Genomic DNA, 18,317 nt, shown 5'->3' with positions numbered 1-18,317 from the left:
GACAGTCCCCTCGCATGAGACAAGGGGACTGTCCCCTTGTCTCAGAAAGGTATGACAGTGCAGGAAGCAAAGCCCATCATCAAGATGACCCACGTCGCGTTCTCCTATAGCGCCCGCGCCGATGGGGACGCCGAGGACAGTGATGGCTCCGCGCTCCGCGATGTGTCGCTCAGCATCGGCGAGGGAGAGTTTGTGGGAGTCATCGGCCCCTCGGGCGCAGGCAAGTCAACGCTTGCGTCTGTGATGTCGGGTGCCATCCCCCACCACTACCACGGCACCCTCTACGGCGCCACGCTCGTGGACGGCCGCGACACCTGCGACGTCACGCTCACGGATATCTCGCAGGTGGTGGGCAGCGTCCTGCAGGACATCGACACCCAGATGGTGGCTTCGGTGGTCGAGGACGAGATGCTCTTTGGCCTGGAGAACTTCGGTGTACCCCATGACCAAATCGAGGGGCGCATCGCCCGGACGCTCGAGACCGTGGGCATCTCCGACCTGCGTGAACGCGAGATAGCCACGCTCTCGGGCGGCCAGAAGCAGAAGGTCGCCATCGCTGCCATCCTCGCCATGCGCCCGCGCGTGCTGGTACTCGACGAGCCCACGGCCGCGCTTGACCCCGCCTCTTCGACCCTCGTCTTTGACACGCTCCGCAAGGTGCGCGAGGAGGGCGTCACCGTTGTGGTCGTCGAGCAGAAGGTGGCGCTGCTCTCGGAGTACTGCAATCGCATCCTGGTGATGAGCAAGGGCTCGCTCGTACTTGACGGCACACCGCGCGAGGTCTTCTCGCACGGCGATGAGCTGCGGCGCATTGGCGTCGACAGTCCTCGCGTGGCCCGCGTGTACAACTCCCTTGCAAAGGATGGCCTGGTGGCGGGCACCACGCCGTGCCTCACGGTTTGCGAGGCGGAGGGGCTCATCACTGGCCTGGTGCAGCCCACGTCTAAGGCAAGCTGCCATGTGGCAAGCGCCGGGGAGAGCGCACGCGAAGCGAGCTTCCACGCCGGCTCCAAGCACGTGGTGACCCCACGCCCGCACGCCGAGGGTGCCAAGCCCGTGGTGAGCCTCGAAGACGTGAGCTTTGCCTACCCTGGTGGCACGGCCTCCGTCGACCACCTCGACATGCGGATCTTCCCGGGCGAGGTCGTGGGCATCGTAGGCCAGAACGGCGCCGGCAAGACCACGCTCACCAAGCTCCTCAACGGCCTTCTGCGCCCGGCGTCCGGCACCGTGCGGCTGGCCGGACTCGACACGCACGAGGTTCCCACCAGCGCCATTGCAGCGCACTGCGCCACGCTCTTCCAAAACCCGGACTATCAGCTCTGCAAGGACACCGTGCTCGACGAGGTGTCCTTTGGCCTCCTGCTGCAGGGCATAGGCGAGAAGGACGCGCACAGGCGTGCCGGAGCGGTGATCGAGCACTTTGGCCTGCCCGCAGACGAGGCGCCCTTCTCGCTTTCGCGCGGCCAGCGGCAGATGGTGGCCCTCGCCTCCGTGGTGGTGATGGAGCCGGAGGTCGTGCTTCTCGACGAACCCACAAGCGGCCTTGACTACCGCGAGTGCATGACCGTGATGGACACCGTAAGCGACATGGCAGAGCGCGGGAGCGCCGTGGTCATGGTCTGCCACGACATGGAGGTCGTCTCGGACTTTGCCGAGAGAATCGTGGTCATGGCAAACGGCAGGATCCTTGGTCGCGGGGGCACGCTCGAGATGTTCTCCAACGAGAGGCTCATGCGTGAGGCAAGTGTGAGGGCACCGCAGGTCATCGAGCTGTCGGAGCTGCTTGCACGCCAGCTTTCGCCCGAGTTTGCCGGAATCAGCCAGGTCTCTGGCATCGTCGACCTCACCGAGGAGATGGTCCGCCGTGGTTAACGTGATCGACTACGTGCCGGGCGACACCCTGCTGCATCGGTTGAACCCCGTGACCAAGCTGGGCATCGCCGCAGCAATCATCATTGCAATCTTTTTGGCAGATGCCTACCCCATGCTCTTGGGGCTTCTCGCCCTCACCTTTGCGCTGGGTGCCTACGCGCACACCACATCCAAGCTGGTCTCGCTCTTGAAGCTGCTGGTGCCGCTGGCCGTGGTCATGCTTTTGCTGCAGACCGCCTTCGTGCGCGGCGGCAGTCCCGTGTTTGCCTGGATGACCGCAGACGGCCTGGTCACCGGCAGCAAGGCATGCCTGCGCCTTCTGGGCGTGGCGCTGCCGCTCATTCTCGTGCTGAGCGTAACCAAGCTCAACGACCTCGCAAACGCCTGCGTAGAGGTGCTGCATATCCCCTATCGCTACGCGTTCACGTTCACGACCGCGCTACGCTTCGTGCCTGTCTTTAGCCAGGAGATGAACGCGATCATGGAGGCGCAGACGGCGCGCGGCGTTGAGTACGACACCAAGAATCCCATCCGCAAGCTGCAGCTCATGCTGCCACTGTGCGTGCCACTGCTGGTGAGCTCGGTGGGAAAGACCGACGCCACCGCACTTGCCGCCGAGCAGCGCGGCTTCTACCTGCGCACACGCGAGAGCAGCTTCAAGCGCTATCCCATGGTTGGCCGCGACATAGCCGTACTTGCAGCATGCGTGGCGCTCGTAGTGGCGGGTGCGCTGCTGTAAGGGCACAGGTCGGTGGGCCTTCTCGGCGCCTCGGGCCCCTCGGCAGAAGGTCGGTCTCCGCATCCCCTTGGCACCTGTTCCTCGCGGAGTGCCATCATGGCAGTCGCCATGCCCTCCCCTGCACGCCCGGTCAAGCGGCACTACAATACTGCTTGGAAGATACCCCTCCCCCGTAATGGAGACACCGATGCGAGACATCCGAGATACGTGCAAGATTGCCGTGGTGCAGTCGCGCCCGCGACCCTTCGACCGAGACGCGTGCCTGGCAGGGGCCATTGACGCAATACGTCGCGTAGCCGAGGAGCGGCCGAGCGACCTCGTGGCCTTGCCGGAGCTTCTCATCCCCGGCTATCCACATGGCCTGACCTTTGGCTTTGTGGTTGGCGCGCGCAAGGCCGGCAGCAAGGAGCTCTGGAAGCGCTATTACGACGGCTCGGTTGTGGTGGGTGGCCCCGAGACCGAGGCCATTGCTGCAGCAGCGCGCGAGACGGGCACTTGGGTGAGCGTGGGCGTCTCCGAGCGCGATGCCACATCCGACACCCTCTACAACACCAACCTGGTCTATGCTCCCGACGGTCACCTTGACGCCTGGCATCGCAAGCTCAAGCCCACCGGTGCCGAACGCCTGGTGTGGGGTGACGCGCAGGACCGCTTCTTCCCCGTGAGCCAGACTCCGTGGGGCCCCATGGGCACGCTCATCTGCTGGGAGAACTACATGCCGCTGGCGCGTGCTGCCCTGTACGAGAAGGGCGTGGCCATCTACCTTGCGCCCAACACCAACGGCAACCCCGAGTGGCAGGCAACGGTCGAGCACATCGCTATCGAGGGTCGCTGCTTTGTGGTGAACTGCGCTCCCTACCTGCTGCGCGATGACTACCCAGAAGACCTTCTCGCCACAGACGAGGTCGCACGCCTTCCCGAGGTGATATATCGTGGCGGATCGAGCGTGGTCGACCCGTTTGGCCATCCGGTATCCGGTGCCGAGCCGCTGTGGGACACCGACGGCATCCTCTACGCCACGCTCGACATGCAACAGGTACCGGCCTCCAAGTGGGAGTTTGATCCCATTGGCCACTATGCCCGGCCCGATGCGGTGCGCCTTGAGGTGAACGACATCTAGCGGGCGGCCACCCAGCGATCCTAGGATGCCGTACCCACTGGGCTCGCTGGCAGAAAAGCCCCGTCGTGCGTACCCACAAACATAGTTCTCTGCCACCCGGCGCCCCTTGGAGCCCTGCCTTGGCAAAAACGCGCAGTGGTGCGTACCCACAGCGCTGGATTTCTGACATGGTCGCAGCATTTGCCCAGTTGGGCGAGAAGGGCCTGGCAGCAGGCGGGGCTTGTGCGTACGCACGACTCGGGTTTCTCGCCAGCGGACCGCCCCAAGAGGCCCCATCCGCCAAAAAACATGGCCACAGCTAACAGCGATAGCGGCCGTGAATTTTCTTCAGGTTTGTGAGACAAGGGGACAGTCCCTTTGTCTCATGTGGCCACACATGCCTGCGTTGTGCATTTTATAATGCCGGTACATAATAAAAGTTATAAAGTTATTTATCAGTAATTTGTCTCATCTTTTAAAGTGTGAGAGGAGCCTACATGAGGAGGAAACCGGAAGAGCGACGCCGAGGCTTTGGCCTCGGTGCCCGTACGGTGAGAGTCTTTCTCACAGCTGCGCTCGTCATGTCCATGTCGCCCCTTCCCTCAACGGCCGCGTTCGCAGCGGATATGCAGGAGGAGGGTTCCGTGGAAGCACAGACTGCCCCACAGGAGGAGTCTGTCCCAAGCTTGGATGCCCCAAGCGACGACACCAACAACGCTGCAGATAGCACCAACCCTGACCAGGCAGAGCCTGCAACCGTTGCCCCCACAAGTGCCGGCGCAGCAGCAACGCCGCAGGACAGCACTTCTCAGCCGTCCCCTCGTCGCGCGCCCGCGGCGCTGACCGCCGTCTATGTTGACGGCACCAACGGCAACGATGCCAATGACGGCTCGTCGTTCGACGGCGGCGCCGTCAAGACGCTTGCGAAGGCGCTTGAGATCCAGGCGGCCAACGCGTCGGTCACCACCATTTACGTGAGGGGCAATGTCGCCCTTTCCGCGACGGCGAGCATCCCCTCGGGCGTGACGCTTTCCATCGCATCTGATGGCGCGACGATCAGCGGTAGCGGCAACAGCATCGATGGCATCGTGCTCAAGAGCGGATCCACCCTCACGGGAGCAGGCACGCTCACGATGACGGGCTTCAAGACGGCTCTCACCTCCCAGAGCGGCTCGACCATCACCGACGGCACCTACGTGTTCAAGGACAACGCAGGCTCGAACGGCACCAGGGGCATCTTCCTCGCCGGCACCGTGAGGGGCTCCTCCGGCAGGGACAAGCTCACCATCACGGCAGACGACAAGTGCAACACCAACTTCTACGCCTCGGGCATGACGTTCGAGAACTGCACGGTCAACGTGGCCTCCCAGACCCGCACTTGGTTTGACGGGCACGATGTCACCCTCAAGAACGCATCGCTGACCGTCAAGGGCTTCGGGCAGACGTTCTACGTGAACAACCTGAACATGGAAGGCTCCGACCTCACAATCAATCCGTCGTGGTACGGCGCGACGGGCATGACGATTCAGTCGTCCGCGAACATCGTGAACTCTCACATCACGGCAAACGCCGGTTCCACCGCCGGCATCTCGATTGGTGCGGCGGGCGGAACGATCAACGTCACCGACTCCACGCTCGAGTTCACCAACGGCGGCACAGGTGGCCTCAACGTGAACGCGGGCAAGGTCATCCTTACCAACTCCACCATCAAGGGTGATGGAAGGAACAGCGGCGCCCTCTTTGGCGCACAGACCAACGGCTCTATCGAGTTCAGGGAAGACTGCCTGGTCGAAACCCCTGCAGCAGGCAATGCCGACAATGGCGCCGGCCAGACGAAGAAGAACTTCATCGTGACGGGCGGCTCCTACCTCGTGAAGTACGCACCCAACTACAATAGCAGCCTTGGCAGCACCATCCCCACCAACGGCGCTGCTAACGGCGATGAGCAGCTTTCCCTGTTCACGCTGGCCGATTCCTCGGCCACGTCGTTGAGCCCTCTCAACAAGAACGGTCAGGCATACGACTACTCCGTTTCCAAGGCATCGAGCGACGGCGAGAAGCACGTCTGGGTGCCCGCTGCCAAGGTGACGTTCAAGCTTAATGCCGATGACGCGACGGAGCAGGTTTCCGCATCCTATGCGGATGGCTCGACTGCCGACCAGACGTCGCTTGCCATGCGCGGCTATGCGCTTGAGGATGCCAAGTCCGTGGCGGGCGGCTCCACTGCGCTTCCCGATGACCCCCTTGCCGCAGGCTACAAGTTCCTCGGCTGGTTCTACAAGGATGCGACAGGTGCCGAGCAGCAGTTCTCCGGAGACAATACAATCACTGCCGATATGACGGTTTACGCGAAGTGGGAAAGCGACGCGACGTCGTACGCCGTCAAGTACCATAACGAGGCCGATACCGACGTGACGTACCTCTCCACGTCCAGCAACCCTAATCGTACGATCACCGTACTTTCGGCCGACGACATCATGAAGGCCAACCCGTCATTCGCCCGCGAGGGCAAGACCTTCAAGGGCTGGACCACACAGCCCAATGGCGCTGGCGACAAGGTTGCCGTAGGCAGCACCCTCACCATCCCTGCCGGTACCGCCGTCGTTGACCTGTACGCCGAATGGGAGGACCAGACCGTAGCGGTGAAGTTCTCCGCAAACGGCGGTACCTTCTCGTCTGACAGCGTGTTCAAGCAGAACCCCGACGTGTTCGATATCCAGACCGACGAGAACGGCGGCGAGGTCGCCGTTGTCAAGAAGCAGCCCAAGGTCTCTGACAAGGTGACGCTCGATGCGCTGCTCGAGTCTTTGGGCGATGGATCTGTCTCCGCTTCCACCAAGGGCATCGCCAGCCCGGTCAAGACCAACTCTGATACCGCCTACACGGGCATTGCGACCTATAGGTATCACGTGCTTGGAAATGAGGCCGTTGAAGACACTCTCTGGGGATTCCCCTTGGGAACCTATAGCTATTACTACTGGTTCAACGACGCCGCCGGCACCGACAAGGCGACCATCGATGGCAGCGGCACACTGATCCAGGACGTGACGTACTACCTCAAGTGGGCTGTTGATCCCAACGTCGAGATAGTCGAGGCCACGAGCCAGATTCCAAGCGACATGTGGAGCGGCTCCCAGGGCAACACCACGTCCATCAGGGAGGTCACCACAGGCGAGACCTTCAGCATGACCGGTGCGGTGGATGCCCAGGGCATCGTCAGCCAGATGGATGCGCTCGAAAGCTCCATCGCCGGTGGCCTGGACGACCTCACCAAGATCACGCTCTCTGGCACCTCCTCCACCTTCACGGCGACCATCACGCTGCCTGACGGCGTCGTCGTGCCGTCCAGCCCCACGGTCACGGCGACGGGACTTGGCAGTTGCTTTGAGCTGAAGGGTGCGACCGTCGATGGCCAGAAGGTTACCGTGACGTTTGGCCTGAAGGGCACATACGAGAACTACAGGCAGCTCAAGGACGCCGTGGTCTCCACCGGCGGGGATGACACGCTCACCGCCGCGCTCCCCAAGCCCATCACGGTCACCGTCGACGGCCTCACGCTCGACGCCAGCAGTGTGACCAACGGCCAGGAACTCACGGCCACGGGCGTCGTGAGCGGCACGTTCTCCTCCTTTGCGGAGAACACCGTGACGGGCAAGGTCAAGAAGTTCGACTTCACCTGGAATGGCGAGCAGATTGCCGCCAATGCAGATCCGCGCGACACGGACATCCGACAGACTCTACTTGTCGTGAAGCCCGCAGACCAGACACTTCCCGCTGACATCCTGGTTGGAAACGACACCGAGCACGACGCCGTCTATCCGGTTCTTCCGGGACAGACGATCGATTTCACAGGCGCCATCGAGGCGTCTGTGGTGAAGGCTCAGATGAGGGGCATCGAATCGCAGTTCCCTGGAACGACGGACTATGCCGACATCAAGCTCACGGACATGTCCTCCTCCTTTACGGCCACGTTCACCATCCCCAATGGCATGACCCTCCCCGAGAACCTGACCAAGGATTCCGTCAGGCTCGAAGGATTCTCCGACACCTTCTCCGTGACTGACCTTTCTGTCAGTGGAAAGACCGTCACCGTCAAGATGATGCTCAAGGATGGCATCGAGACGTACAAAGATCTTCAGGAGGCCGTCATCGACAACCTGGGCGACACGATGAAGGTCACCCTTCCCGGCGTGAAGATCAACGACGACTTCCCCGCAGGGGATACGGCCACCGTCTCCGGTACCGTGAATGGCAACTTCAAGGCCCATGCAACGAAGACCGCGACGGGCACTACGAAGGCCTTCTCCTTCACGTGGGAGGGCGTGCAGAAGCCCGATGGCATGGACGCCACGGCCAGCTCCGTGGATGACGGCATCCTGTTCACGGCTGCGGCGGTCTCGCCCATGGAGTCCAACCTTCCGGGTGACATGCTGGTGGGTGCCAACACCGAGCACGACGCGGTCATTGAGCTCCCCCAGGGCTCCACGTTCGACCTCACGGGCGCCATCCTTGCTGCTTCCATCCAGGACCAGATGAACAAGATCGAGGCCGCGTATCCCAACACAGGCCACGATGACATCGCGCTCGATAACCTGAAGTTCTCGTTCGTAGCCACGTTCACCGTCCCCGATGGCATGACGCTGCCGGCCGACCTCGATGCGAGCAAGGTCACGGCCACAGACTTTGGAGATGGCTTCAAGGTGAGCGACGTGCAGGTGAGCGGCAGGACCGTGACCGTCACCTTTGCCCTAAGCGACCCCGACTCCATCAGGACCTACACGGACCTCGAGAGGGTCGTGGACGGTGCCGGCGCAACCGACGGCTGGATGAGGCTCACGGTTCCCGGCATCAAGATTGATAGTGACGCAACGGTAGGCTCGAACCTCACCATCGTCGGCACGGTCAGGGGCTCCTTCAGCGCCACCGCCGAATCTGCGGCTGGCACGCACAAGGCGTTCTCCTTCGTCTGGAACGCGACGCAGTGGCCCGATGGCAGGGACGCGGTGGCAACTGACGACGAGACCGTCCAGCTGACGGTGCGGCCCACCGGGGCGACCGGGCCCTCCGCACCCGGTCCCGACACGCCCGGGCCCTCCACACCCGGTCCCGACACGCCCGGGCCCGCCACGCCCTCCGCACCCGGCGGCGGCCCCGCCGTCACGCCGGCGAGGGTCCCCAACACGGGTGATGCCTCACTTTCCACCTTTGCCATCCTGGTGGCCGCAGGCCTAGGTGCCGTAGCCATTGCCGTTGGCGCACGCGCTAGGCGCAAGTCCGAATAACGCACGGGCCCAGAGCACCAGACCACAACTCCCAGGACACGTTGGTTGCCCTGGGAGTTTTTCTTTATCGCCCCGCTGTCACACCTCTATCCGCGGTAGTAGTACACGGCAATCTGCGTGCGATTGTGCAAGCCAAGCTTGGCGAGAATCGCCGAGATGTGGTTGCGCACGGTGCCCTCGCTCATGTAGAGCGTCGAGGCAACCTCGGCGTTGCTCATCCCGTCTGCAATTGCGCAGACCACCTCGCGCTCACGCTCGGTGAGACCGTGCATGTCGCGTTCCTTTCGCCGTGGCCCCGTGCCATCGGCAGAGAGCACCGCCGCACGGGCCAGCACCTCGCCCTCGAGCACGCTCTGCCCGGCCATAACCGAGCGCAGTGCGGGTGCGATAGTCGCCACGTCCTGCTTGATGAGATAGCCTCGCGCCCCAAGGCGCAGGGCACGCACGATGTAGTCATCATCGGAGAACGTGGTGAGAAAGACCACGCGCGCAGCAGGGTCTGCAACCAGGATCTTCTCGGCGGCACCCAGGCCGTCTCCGCCAGGCATCTGAATGTCCATGAGCACCACGTCGGGCGAGCATGCCGAGAAGAGCGAGACCGCCTCATCCCCGTTGGTGCCGCAGCCCACCACGTCGATGTCCTTCTCGGCACCAAGAATCGTCGCGAGAGACCTCACCACAAACTTGTCATCATCCACCACGATGATCCTCACGGTTACCTCCCCCTGGGGATGGACGCAAACACCGAGAAGCGCTGCCCGTCCGTCGCGACCGTCAGCGTACCACCCCGTCCCTCAACTCGCTCGCGCATGCCGCGAATGCCCATGCCGCATTCCTCGAGCCCAGAGGCTTCCCTCGGCACGCTGCCGTCGTTCACCACCTTGAGCTGCCAGATGCCCGGCATGCCGGTCGCCTTGACCGAGGCATGGGTGGCATGCGCATGGCGAGCGGCGTTTGTGAGCGCCTCGCGCGTGACGGCAACAAGGCATCGGCTCACTTCGGCGGGCGGCAGCGCATCGGTATCGCAACTCACCGTAACGTCTGCGATGCCGCTTTCCCGGGCAAGTCGGTTGAGTTCCACCCCAAGGTCGACAGACGAGTCGTCCAGCGCGTGCATGCTCTGCCGCATGGAGCTCATGGCCTCCCCCAGGCCCGAGGCAAGCTCGCCAAGTTCCTCGGTAGCCTGCGAATCGTCGCGGTGCACCACCTTGAGCGCCTCGACCTCGAGCACCAGCCGCGTGAGCAGGTGCCCCACGGAGTCGTGGATCTCTCGTGCGATGCGCGTGCGCTCGGCAAGCGCCGCTGCGTGTGTCTCGTGCTCGCGCGCGTCCTCAAGCTCGCGGTTCTTCTTGCTCAGGGAAAGCACCTTGTCAGAGAGGTCATCCTCAAGCCGGTGCAGCCCTTGGGAGAGCCCCACCTCGCGCCCGCAGCGCCACGACAGCGCCATGGAGCACCCCACAAAGGCGAGAAGGACGGTAGCGCGCGATACCGGAAGCGCACCCGCCACCCACGGGCATGCGGCAACGCACAGCCCAACCACCCACGTCCAACGCCAGCGAATGCGGGGCAGGTCATAGGCCACAAGCGGCAACGTTACCCAGGCGCCGGGGACGAGCGCTGCGGCCACGCACGCAGCGCAGCAGAGCCCGGCCGCAACGGCCGAAGCACACGTGTACGAAAGCTCGAATGCCGCACTTGCGCATACCGCCACGGCCACCGCGACCACAATCGCGGCAGACGCCTCGCCGGCCAGCACAACCAACGCCAGGCAGGCGAGAAACACAAGGCACTTGTCGGCGAGTCTCTCCATGAGGCAAGTATAAGGGTGGACAAGCGTGAACGCCGCGCGCCAACCCATGACAAACGTCATGGGTGTCTCGAAAACAGGTGACACCGGTCACTTCCGCCACGCGCGCCAAAACGCGAGACTTGATGCAGCACAGGAAAGGAGACCGGCCATGGAACCCCAAGTCCCTGTCGTTCGCATTACTAACCTGGTCAAGCGCTACGGCGACCTCGTTGCCGTGGACCATCTCTCGCTGGACATCGCCCAGGGCGAGGTGTTTGGCCTCCTGGGCCCCAATGGCTCGGGCAAGACCACCACCATCAACTGCATCCTGCAGCTCCTCACCCATGACCACGGTGAGATAGAGCTCTTTGGCCAGCCCATGCGACCCACAAGCTACGAGCTCAAGCGCCTCATTGGCACTGTGCCGCAGGAGGTTGCCGTCTTCGACGAGCTCACGGTGCGCGAGAACGTGGACAGCTTCTGCGCGCTCTATGTGCCCGACCGCACGCGCCGTCGCAAGCTGGTCGACCGTGCCATTGCGTTTGTGGGGCTCGAGAAGTTCGAGGGCTTTCGCCCCAAGAAGCTCTCGGGCGGGCTCCTTCGCCGCTTGAACATCGCCTGCGGCATAGCCCACCAGCCCAAGCTCATCATCATGGACGAGCCGACCGTCGCCGTGGACCCGCAGAGCAGAAACGCCATTCTCGACGGCATCGAGCGCCTGAACGCCAGGGGGGTCACGGTAATCTATACCTCGCACTACATGGAGGAAGTCGAGCGGCTGTGCAGCCGCATCACGATTATGGACCACGGGCGCAGCATGGCAAGCGGTACCACCGACGAACTCAAGGGCATGGTGGGCACAGGCGAGAAGGTCTCCATCGAGGTGGGTGCCCTGGACGAGCCCACGCTCGAGCGCGTGCGCGCCCTTCCCCACGTGCGCTCGGTGGAGCTTGCGGATGGCATGCTGCACGCACAGTGCTCCACGGGCGCCCACAACCTTGCGGACATCCTGGGCGTGCTCGGCTCCGCAGGCGTTTCCTTTGGGCGCGTGCTCTCGGAACCGCCCACCTTGAACGACGTGTTCCTCGAGATAACGGGACGCCAGCTCCGCGACGAGGCATAGGGGGCAACCATGCTCACAAGCTTTAGGACCTGTGTCATCTCCCTTGTGCGCGACCGGGCGCTGCTCGTATGGGCGCTCGCGTTTCCCATCATCTTGACCTGCATCTTCATGGGAATGTTCTCGGGACTTAACGATGCATACTCCATGGTGGGCTCTACGCTCGGCGTAGTGCGCGACGCCAACTACCAGGCCGCAACGGGACTCGACGAGACGCTTGGCGCCATCTCGGATGCAAGCTCGGAAGACCACATCGTGGACCTTGTGTACTACGACAGCGCCGGGAAGGCAGGGGACGCCGCCAACGCAGGCGATATCGACGCCTATCTCGCCGTGGACGCGGACGGCACACCCCAGCTGCACGTAAGCCCGGAGAGCATCGCCGAGAACGGCACCCTGCCGGCCTCCGTCCTCACCGAGGTGCTCGACTCGTACATGAGGGTACGCGCGTCTATCGAAAACGTGGCTGCCCAGAGGCCAGACCTCGTGCTCTCGGGTGCCGCCCAGGCAGCGTTTGGCAAGGGTGCCGTGAGCACCGTGCACCTGCAGGCAACCAAGACCACGCCCAACCCAGATGCGCGCTACTACTACGCACTTCTCGCGATGGCCGCGGGCCTGGGCGCAACGGCAGCGATGGTCTCCGTAAGGGGGCTTCTGCCCACGGCAGGGGCGCTTGGTGCGCGTCAGTCCCTTGCGGCCACACCGCGCTGGCGCATGCTCGTAGGCACGCTCCTCGGCACGTGGCTCTGCCAGTTTGCGTGCATGCTCGCCGCGCTCGCGTTCATGCGCTTTGTGGCCAAGGTTGACTTTGGGGGCAATGGCGCGCTGGTAGTGCTTGCCATCTTCGTCTCGACGCTTACGGGCTGTGCGGCCGGGGCGCTTCTCGGCACCATTCCTCGCATGGAGACCGGCATGGCCTCTGGCATCACGTGCCTGCTCTCGCTCTTCACGGGGCTGTACGGAACGGCATCCCAGAGGATTGCCGACCAGATTGAGGCCACGGCGCCCGCGCTTGCGCACGCAAACCCACTCTGGCAGATGACGAACTGCTTCTACTCGCTCCTCTACTACGACACGCTTGACGCCTTTGCCACAAGCTGCGTGACGCTCGTAGCCATGGCGGCGGTCTTTCTCGCCCTGGCATCCCTGGGCATGAGGAGGCTTTCCCATGAGCACCTTTAAGACCTATCTCAAGATCCTGTCTGCGCATAGGGTCTATATCGCTATCTACCTGGTCATGATGTCTGCCTTGGGCGTTGTCATTGGCCTTATGAGCGGCACGTCTACCGCAGAGGAGTTTCGTCCCACATCCGTAAGCGTCGCCGTGATTGACCGCGACAACACCGAGCTCTCGCAGGCGCTGGCGGTACATGTGGAAAACGGCAACAACGTCGTAGAGGTTGCCGATAAGAAGCGCGCCATCCAGGACGCAGTTGCTCGCGATACAGTCTCCTACCTGCTTGTTATTCCACAGGGATGGGGAGATGGGCTCTTGGATGCGGCAGCCGTGGGCACCGACGCCCCCTCTCTCGAGACGTACGTCTCCTACCAGTCCGGCCGTGGCAGGCTTCTCGACCTCGAGGTGACAAGCTACGCCAATGCGCTCTACGGCAATGCGGCCACACTTGGCGGCAATGCCGTAGAGATTGTGGACGCAACCGATGCCGCTTGGGAAGAGTCCGCCGAGACAAGCGTTGTCCAGCAGGCCACAACTCCCCTGCCCGAGTCCTTGCACGTTGCCGCCGAGTTCGCCTCCTATCCCCTCTTTGCCAGCGTGACTGTGTGCATTGCCGTTCTCATGGCGTCAATCAACCAGGAGCCCGTGCTGCGACGTTGGCTTGCCTCCCCGGAGCACGCACGCAATCGCAGCCTCTCCCTGCTTGCGGCATGCGTGACCGTGGCCCTTGTCGCCTGGGCGTGGAACTTTGGGCTGCAGGTCGTTGTGCTGGGGGCAGACGCGGTTCAGAGCTCTCCTGTGCAGATGGCGCTGATGGGTTTTGCCCTGCTCGTCTACTCGCTGGTCTCGGCGGCGGCAGGCTTTCTCGTGGGCCAGCTGGGGTGCAGCGAGAACGCCTCCAACGCGATTGCGAACATTTTTGGCATGCTGCTGTCATTTCTCGGCGGTGCGTGGACGGGACTGGCGATTCTTCCAGACTCCATCATTGCCATAGCGCACTTTGTTCCCTCGTACTGGACGGAGCGAGCGCTCGAGGGGGCGGCGGCCATGGGGTCCGTCTCGCTTGAGAGCGTGACGACCCTGCTGGGAGACATTGGGATCTGCGCGCTGTTTGGGGTTGCGGTTCTTCTCGTGGGGATGGCCGTGGGACGCAGCCGGGGCCGTACGCAGGCCGCGTAGAGGGGCGAGGTTGCCGGCGGTGCCACAACGCACGTGTGCGTACGCACACGTGGACGACTTTCTGCCAGTTTGGCCCTTCTTGGGACCTTGGGTGGCAACAAGCGGGAGTTGTGCGTACGCACGAAGCCCACCTGTTGACAGGTCTTTCTCAGCCAACTGGCCAAACGTGAAGCCGCTGTCAGAAAACCGCAATCGAGCGTACGCACGACGGCTATCTTCTGCCCAATCGGCCGCTCCAAGCCTCCCACCTGGCAGCAAGTCTACTTCGTGCGTACGCACGATAGCCACTTGTTGCCACGCACGCCGCCAAGCCCTACAGCTCCCCTGCCCTCAGACGCACGATCGTGCGAGCAACACCGTCCTCCTCGTTTGTCTCGCACACAAGCCCGGCACACGCCCGTGCCTCAGCCGTACCGTTCCCCATCGCCACGCCCAGGCCTGCCGCCTCAAGCATGGGCACGTCGTTTGCGGCGTCACCAAAGGCAATCGTGCGGGAGGGGTCGATGCCCCGCAGCTCACAGAGGTCGTGGATGGACATCGCCTTTGTGATGCCACCCGCATTCAGCTCGACGAGAATGTCCGAGGACGTCGACACGTGCATCGAAGGGAGCCTCTGCGAAAGCGCGTCGCGCACGGCAGGCGTCACCGCAGGGTCGCAAATGAAGAGCAGCTTGTCCACGGCTTCGTTCTGTCCAACTGCACGTGCCCCTCCCTCTTCGGAGCACGTCTTCACGATGCCCTCCTCGCGCACGATCCTGGGGTCTTCCCTCGAGTCCACAAACCAGTGACGCGCCGTGAACACGCAGCAGGTCACCGCAGATCCAAACGAGTCCTTCACGAAGTCGGCAGCCTCGCACGCCACCTCCCTGCCAAAGCCATGCTCGGCAAGCACCTCTCCCTGCTCGTCCAAAAGAAGTGCGCCGCCAAAGGCCGCAATGCAGCCGCGCACAAGGTCGTTCTCGCAAACTATGGGCTCTATGCCCTGCGGGCTTCTCGACGAGGCAAGCACGACGGTCATGCCATCTGCCGCGCACGCATTGAGCGCATCACGCACAGCCGGGCTCATTGAGTGATCGCCCTTGAGGATGGTGCCGTCTATATCCGTGAACAGCGCATCGAACTTCATGTGTGACATGCTGGGCCTCCCCTTCTCTTCACCCAGCATGCTAGCGGAGCTCGGGGGCCAATCTCGCCTTGCAAGCAAAAAAGGTATGTTAGTACCATACCAATAAAACCAATATACGAACCAGGGGGCCCTTATGAATTCTCTTGACCTTCTCGTGCACACGAGGGTCGACCCGCGCCTTCCCAAACCGCTCTGGGAACAGCTCGGTCAGGGCATCCGCCAGCTCATTGCCGCAGGAGCCCTACTCCCCGGAGACCGTCTCCCCTCGGAGCGCACGCTCGTCGAGTCCCTGAAGATCTCTCGCTCCACCGTGCGCCTGGCCCTCGCCTCACTTGAGAAGGACGGCCTCGTCTCTCGAACGCGCGGGCGAGGAACCGTTGTTTTGGATGCCGACGAATCGAGCGGCTATGGCTACAGCTTCACTGCCGAGATGCGCGCGGCAGGGCGGGAGCCCTTGTCACGCGTCCTAAGGTTTGCCTGCACGCCCGCCAACCCCAATCAGTCCGCCGCCCTCAACGTTAAGGTTGGCACGGACCTTTGGGAAGTTCGTCGTCTCCGCCTGGCAGATGGCCAGCCTATGACCTACCATCGCATTTTCATCCCCTGCGGGCTATGCCCTAGCCTGTCATCCTCAGACGCGGAAGCATCCATACAAAGGGCGCTTGCCGAGAAGAGTGGGCTGACCCCAGCCTCGATGGATGGTGCCTACGAGGCAATTCAGCTGGACGCCACAGAGGCACGCCTTCTCAAGACGCGCAGTGGTGCCCCTGCCCTGAGGCTCGTGCGGGTGAACTACACCTCGGCAGGCGTCCCTTATGAGCTCGCCTACATCACTTCGAGAGCAGATCGCTACAAGCTGGTGGTGCACTACGACGGGACATCGGCAAGCTTCCGCAAGGCGCTCTGCTAAAAGAGCGGGCCATCTCGGCACTTTTCTTGCGCGCCGCTCGTTTGGACTCGACGCCGTACAGAGGAAACCATTCGATGGACGCTTCGCGCATCGTCCGACTTGGGGTATCCTTCATCCATAAAACGCGAGGATAGCCGAGGAGACGCTGGAGCGGCATGGAGGGCACAAAGGGAAAAATCGAGAAGGCCGCCATCTCCCTCTTTAACAGCAGGGGGTATGAAAATGTCTCGCTCAGGGAGATAGCCTCCGCCGCGGGCACCACGATTGGCAACCTCACCTATCACTTTCCCAGAAAGCGTGACCTCCTGGAGAGCATCATCTCCGCACCCTTGGAAGAATACTGGGCGCTCCTCGACACCTCGCTTAAGGGCGACGAGCTACTTGAGCGCCTTGTCGTCCTCTTTGTCGAAGGAGAACGCATGGCCGAGGCCTATTCCTTCTTCTTCAAGCCTGGCGTATCCGTAAGGGTTGGGCGCAAGGCGTCGGAGAGCCTAACGGGAAGCGACCTGTCAAAAGACCTCTTGGGGTTCTTCACCTGGGGACTCCAGCGCCTCCGCAAGGATGGCTACATCAGCCCCAAGCTCTCTGACTGGAGCCTCGGCGTCATGGCCTCGACCATCACGACGGTGGAGTCAAGCTGGGTGCTCGACGCACGCGCCGACCACACGAAAAACGCCCGTCCGGTAAAGATGGCAGATGCGCTCTGTGGGATCCTCCTGCCTGCCATAGCCGATGAGCACCGTGATGCCTTCGAGCGGATGTGCCGAGAGCATGGGGTAAAGTACTAGTGTCGCCATCCCGTTGGCAGCCCTTCTCACTCATTTCTCATCGTGTGACGCCATAGCCATGGGACACGCGAGCGGGATGCCGCTCGCGGACGAAAACGTGCCTTTCGCGCGCTCCAAAACGGTTACAGTACATTGTACTGTAACCGTTTGATATAACGAAGCTACTTCGTGCGTTGCATCGTGTCGCACGAAGGACATACTCCACGCGGGAAGGGGATCCTGATGAGGTACTTACTGCTCGTGAGTCACGGAACGCTCGCCCCCGGTATCAGCAGTGTGCTCGACATGCTGGTTGGCCACCACGACAACGTCCTTGTGTGCAACATGCCGGATGGCATGGGCGCCGACGCGTTCGTGGCAGACCTCAAGGGTGTGCTAGCGCCCGTTACCACCAAAGACGAGCTCGTCGTGTTCGGCGACGTGATTGGGGGTTCCCCTCTCACCAACACCATGAACGTGATAACCGAGAAGGGGCTTCTCCCCATCACCCACGCGTTTGGAGGGATGAACCTCCCCATGGCCATCACCGCCGTCATGGGAGACGACGTCCCCACAGACGAGCTTCTGAAGCAGGTCGTCGATGAGGGCCAGGCAAGCATCCGGGAGCTGGAGCTTGACCTTGGGTCCGATGACGACGAGGAAGACCTCTAGGCTCCTCGCCCTTCTGATGGCACGAGGCAGGCCGCGCAGCCTGCTTGCACCAGCAATCGGTCAAAACGCGCGAGAGGAGAAGGCATGATTTCGTTTGTTCGCATCGATGACAGGATGATTCACGGCCAGACGGTAACCCGGTGGGCACTCGAATATCCCTGCGACGGCATCATCGCCGTCAACGACGCCGCGGCGTCGAACAAGGTGCTCAAGGCAGCCTACAAGGGGGCGGCCCCAGACAAGAAGGTCTTCATCTGGACAAAGGAGCACTTCCAGGAGAAGGCCGACACCGTGCTCTCAAGCGAGAGCCGATACTTCCTCATCACCAAGAACCCGCTCGATATGAAATGGCTCCTCTGCGACCTCGGGTTTGTCCCCTCAAACGTGAAAACAGTCATCGTTGGCCCCTGCAACGACCGTCCCAACGCGGTGAAACTCGGCAACAACCAGTCCATCACCCCTGAGGAGGCCCAGGCCCTCGAGGACATCTCGAAAAAGGGCTATGAAGTCGTCTTCGCCCTCCTGAAGGACAACTCCATCGGCCCTTGGTCCAAGTTCCGTGACCAGTTTGACCTCAAGTAA

At 62.6% G+C, this 18,317-nt stretch carries 14 protein-coding genes; 11 read left to right on the top strand and 3 right to left on the bottom strand.

The genetic code is table 11. The annotated features are described in order from the left end of the window. Positions 1-51: 51 nt before the first annotated feature. The 4 genes from ACO59D_RS06340 (at position 52) to ACO59D_RS06325 (ending at position 8,995) form a co-directional block, all read left to right on the top strand. Entirely contained in the window at positions 52-1,875 is a 1,824-nt protein-coding gene (locus ACO59D_RS06340; RefSeq protein ID WP_485126254.1) for an ABC transporter ATP-binding protein, read from the top strand. Next, complete coding sequence (locus tag ACO59D_RS06335; protein WP_130811050.1) at positions 1,868-2,614, top strand: energy-coupling factor transporter transmembrane component T family protein; 747 nt, start codon at positions 1,868-1,870, stop codon at positions 2,612-2,614. Before ACO59D_RS06340 ends, ACO59D_RS06335 begins: the two co-directional genes overlap by 8 nt. Positions 2,615-2,801: 187 nt before the next feature. Further along, complete coding sequence (locus tag ACO59D_RS06330) at positions 2,802-3,734, top strand: carbon-nitrogen hydrolase family protein (protein ID WP_485126253.1); 933 nt, start codon at positions 2,802-2,804, stop codon at positions 3,732-3,734. A gap of 623 nt (positions 3,735-4,357) precedes the next feature. Then, positions 4,358-8,995, top strand: coding sequence for an InlB B-repeat-containing protein (locus ACO59D_RS06325; RefSeq protein WP_485126252.1), 4,638 nt, complete (start codon positions 4,358-4,360; stop codon positions 8,993-8,995). 86 nt (positions 8,996-9,081) lie between these two features. Here the strand turns inward: ACO59D_RS06325 and ACO59D_RS06320 are convergent, their stop codons facing one another. Next, positions 9,082-9,708 (bottom strand): response regulator, encoded by a 627-nt coding sequence (locus ACO59D_RS06320; RefSeq protein ID WP_485126251.1) that lies wholly within the window; start codon positions 9,706-9,708, stop codon positions 9,082-9,084. A gap of 2 nt (positions 9,709-9,710) precedes the next feature. Beyond that, positions 9,711-10,865 (bottom strand): sensor histidine kinase, encoded by a 1,155-nt coding sequence (locus ACO59D_RS06315; RefSeq protein WP_130811054.1) that lies wholly within the window; start codon positions 10,863-10,865, stop codon positions 9,711-9,713. 88 nt (positions 10,866-10,953) lie between these two features. Between ACO59D_RS06315 and ACO59D_RS06310 the strand changes: the two genes are divergently transcribed. From ACO59D_RS06310 to ACO59D_RS06300, 3 genes are read left to right on the top strand one after another with little or no spacing between them, the layout of a single operon-like run. Next, positions 10,954-11,907, top strand: a complete 954-nt coding sequence (locus tag ACO59D_RS06310; RefSeq protein WP_485126250.1) for an ABC transporter ATP-binding protein — start codon at positions 10,954-10,956, stop codon at positions 11,905-11,907. A 9-nt stretch (positions 11,908-11,916) separates the two neighbouring features. Continuing rightward, complete coding sequence (locus ACO59D_RS06305) at positions 11,917-13,086, top strand: ABC transporter permease (protein ID WP_485126249.1); 1,170 nt, start codon at positions 11,917-11,919, stop codon at positions 13,084-13,086. Then, the gene (locus ACO59D_RS06300) at positions 13,073-14,260 is read left to right on the top strand and encodes an ABC transporter permease (RefSeq protein WP_485126248.1); all 1,188 of its coding nucleotides are present in this window, start codon (positions 13,073-13,075) and stop codon (positions 14,258-14,260) included. Before ACO59D_RS06305 ends, ACO59D_RS06300 begins: the two co-directional genes overlap by 14 nt. Before the next feature lie 313 nt (positions 14,261-14,573). Here the strand turns inward: ACO59D_RS06300 and ACO59D_RS06295 are convergent, their stop codons facing one another. Beyond that, the gene (locus tag ACO59D_RS06295; protein WP_485126247.1) at positions 14,574-15,395 is read right to left on the bottom strand and encodes an HAD family hydrolase; all 822 of its coding nucleotides are present in this window, start codon (positions 15,393-15,395) and stop codon (positions 14,574-14,576) included. A 124-nt stretch (positions 15,396-15,519) separates the two neighbouring features. On the opposite strand from ACO59D_RS06295, the gene ACO59D_RS06290 reads away from it, so the two are divergent. The 4 genes from ACO59D_RS06290 to ACO59D_RS06275 all read left to right on the top strand — a co-directional run bounded on the left by ACO59D_RS06290 (position 15,520) and on the right by ACO59D_RS06275 (position 18,317). After that, entirely contained in the window at positions 15,520-16,296 is a 777-nt protein-coding gene (locus tag ACO59D_RS06290; protein ID WP_485126246.1) for a GntR family transcriptional regulator, read from the top strand. A 155-nt stretch (positions 16,297-16,451) separates the two neighbouring features. After that, positions 16,452-17,084: a TetR family transcriptional regulator gene (locus ACO59D_RS06285; protein ID WP_485126245.1), complete on the top strand. Its 633-nt coding sequence runs from the start codon at positions 16,452-16,454 to the stop codon at positions 17,082-17,084. A 222-nt stretch (positions 17,085-17,306) separates the two neighbouring features. Continuing rightward, positions 17,307-17,735 (top strand): PTS sugar transporter subunit IIA, encoded by a 429-nt coding sequence (locus ACO59D_RS06280; protein ID WP_485126244.1) that lies wholly within the window; start codon positions 17,307-17,309, stop codon positions 17,733-17,735. Between the two features lie 84 nt (positions 17,736-17,819). Next, positions 17,820-18,317: a PTS sugar transporter subunit IIB gene (locus ACO59D_RS06275; protein WP_485126243.1), complete on the top strand. Its 498-nt coding sequence runs from the start codon at positions 17,820-17,822 to the stop codon at positions 18,315-18,317.

This window comes from Tractidigestivibacter sp., assembly GCF_057241865.1.
This window is presented reverse-complemented; position numbering and strand designations above follow the sequence as displayed.

Excerpts from the sequence above, each read along its gene's own strand:
- ACO59D_RS06340 (WP_485126254.1), top strand. The coding sequence starts at position 52 with ATGACAGTGCAGGAAGCAAAGCCCATCATCAAGATGACCCACGTCGCG.
- ACO59D_RS06330 (WP_485126253.1), top strand. The coding sequence starts at position 2,802 with ATGCGAGACATCCGAGATACGTGCAAGATTGCCGTGGTGCAGTCGCGC.
- ACO59D_RS06315 (WP_130811054.1), bottom strand. The coding sequence starts at position 10,865 with ATGACGTTTGTCATGGGTTGGCGCGCGGCGTTCACGCTTGTCCACCCT.
- ACO59D_RS06310 (WP_485126250.1), top strand. The coding sequence starts at position 10,954 with ATGGAACCCCAAGTCCCTGTCGTTCGCATTACTAACCTGGTCAAGCGC.
- ACO59D_RS06305 (WP_485126249.1), top strand. The coding sequence starts at position 11,917 with ATGCTCACAAGCTTTAGGACCTGTGTCATCTCCCTTGTGCGCGACCGG.
- ACO59D_RS06300 (WP_485126248.1), top strand. The coding sequence starts at position 13,073 with ATGAGCACCTTTAAGACCTATCTCAAGATCCTGTCTGCGCATAGGGTC.
- ACO59D_RS06295 (WP_485126247.1), bottom strand. The coding sequence starts at position 15,395 with ATGTCACACATGAAGTTCGATGCGCTGTTCACGGATATAGACGGCACC.
- ACO59D_RS06290 (WP_485126246.1), top strand. The coding sequence starts at position 15,520 with ATGAATTCTCTTGACCTTCTCGTGCACACGAGGGTCGACCCGCGCCTT.
- ACO59D_RS06285 (WP_485126245.1), top strand. The coding sequence starts at position 16,452 with ATGGAGGGCACAAAGGGAAAAATCGAGAAGGCCGCCATCTCCCTCTTT.
- ACO59D_RS06280 (WP_485126244.1), top strand. The coding sequence starts at position 17,307 with ATGAGGTACTTACTGCTCGTGAGTCACGGAACGCTCGCCCCCGGTATC.
- ACO59D_RS06275 (WP_485126243.1), top strand. The coding sequence starts at position 17,820 with ATGATTTCGTTTGTTCGCATCGATGACAGGATGATTCACGGCCAGACG.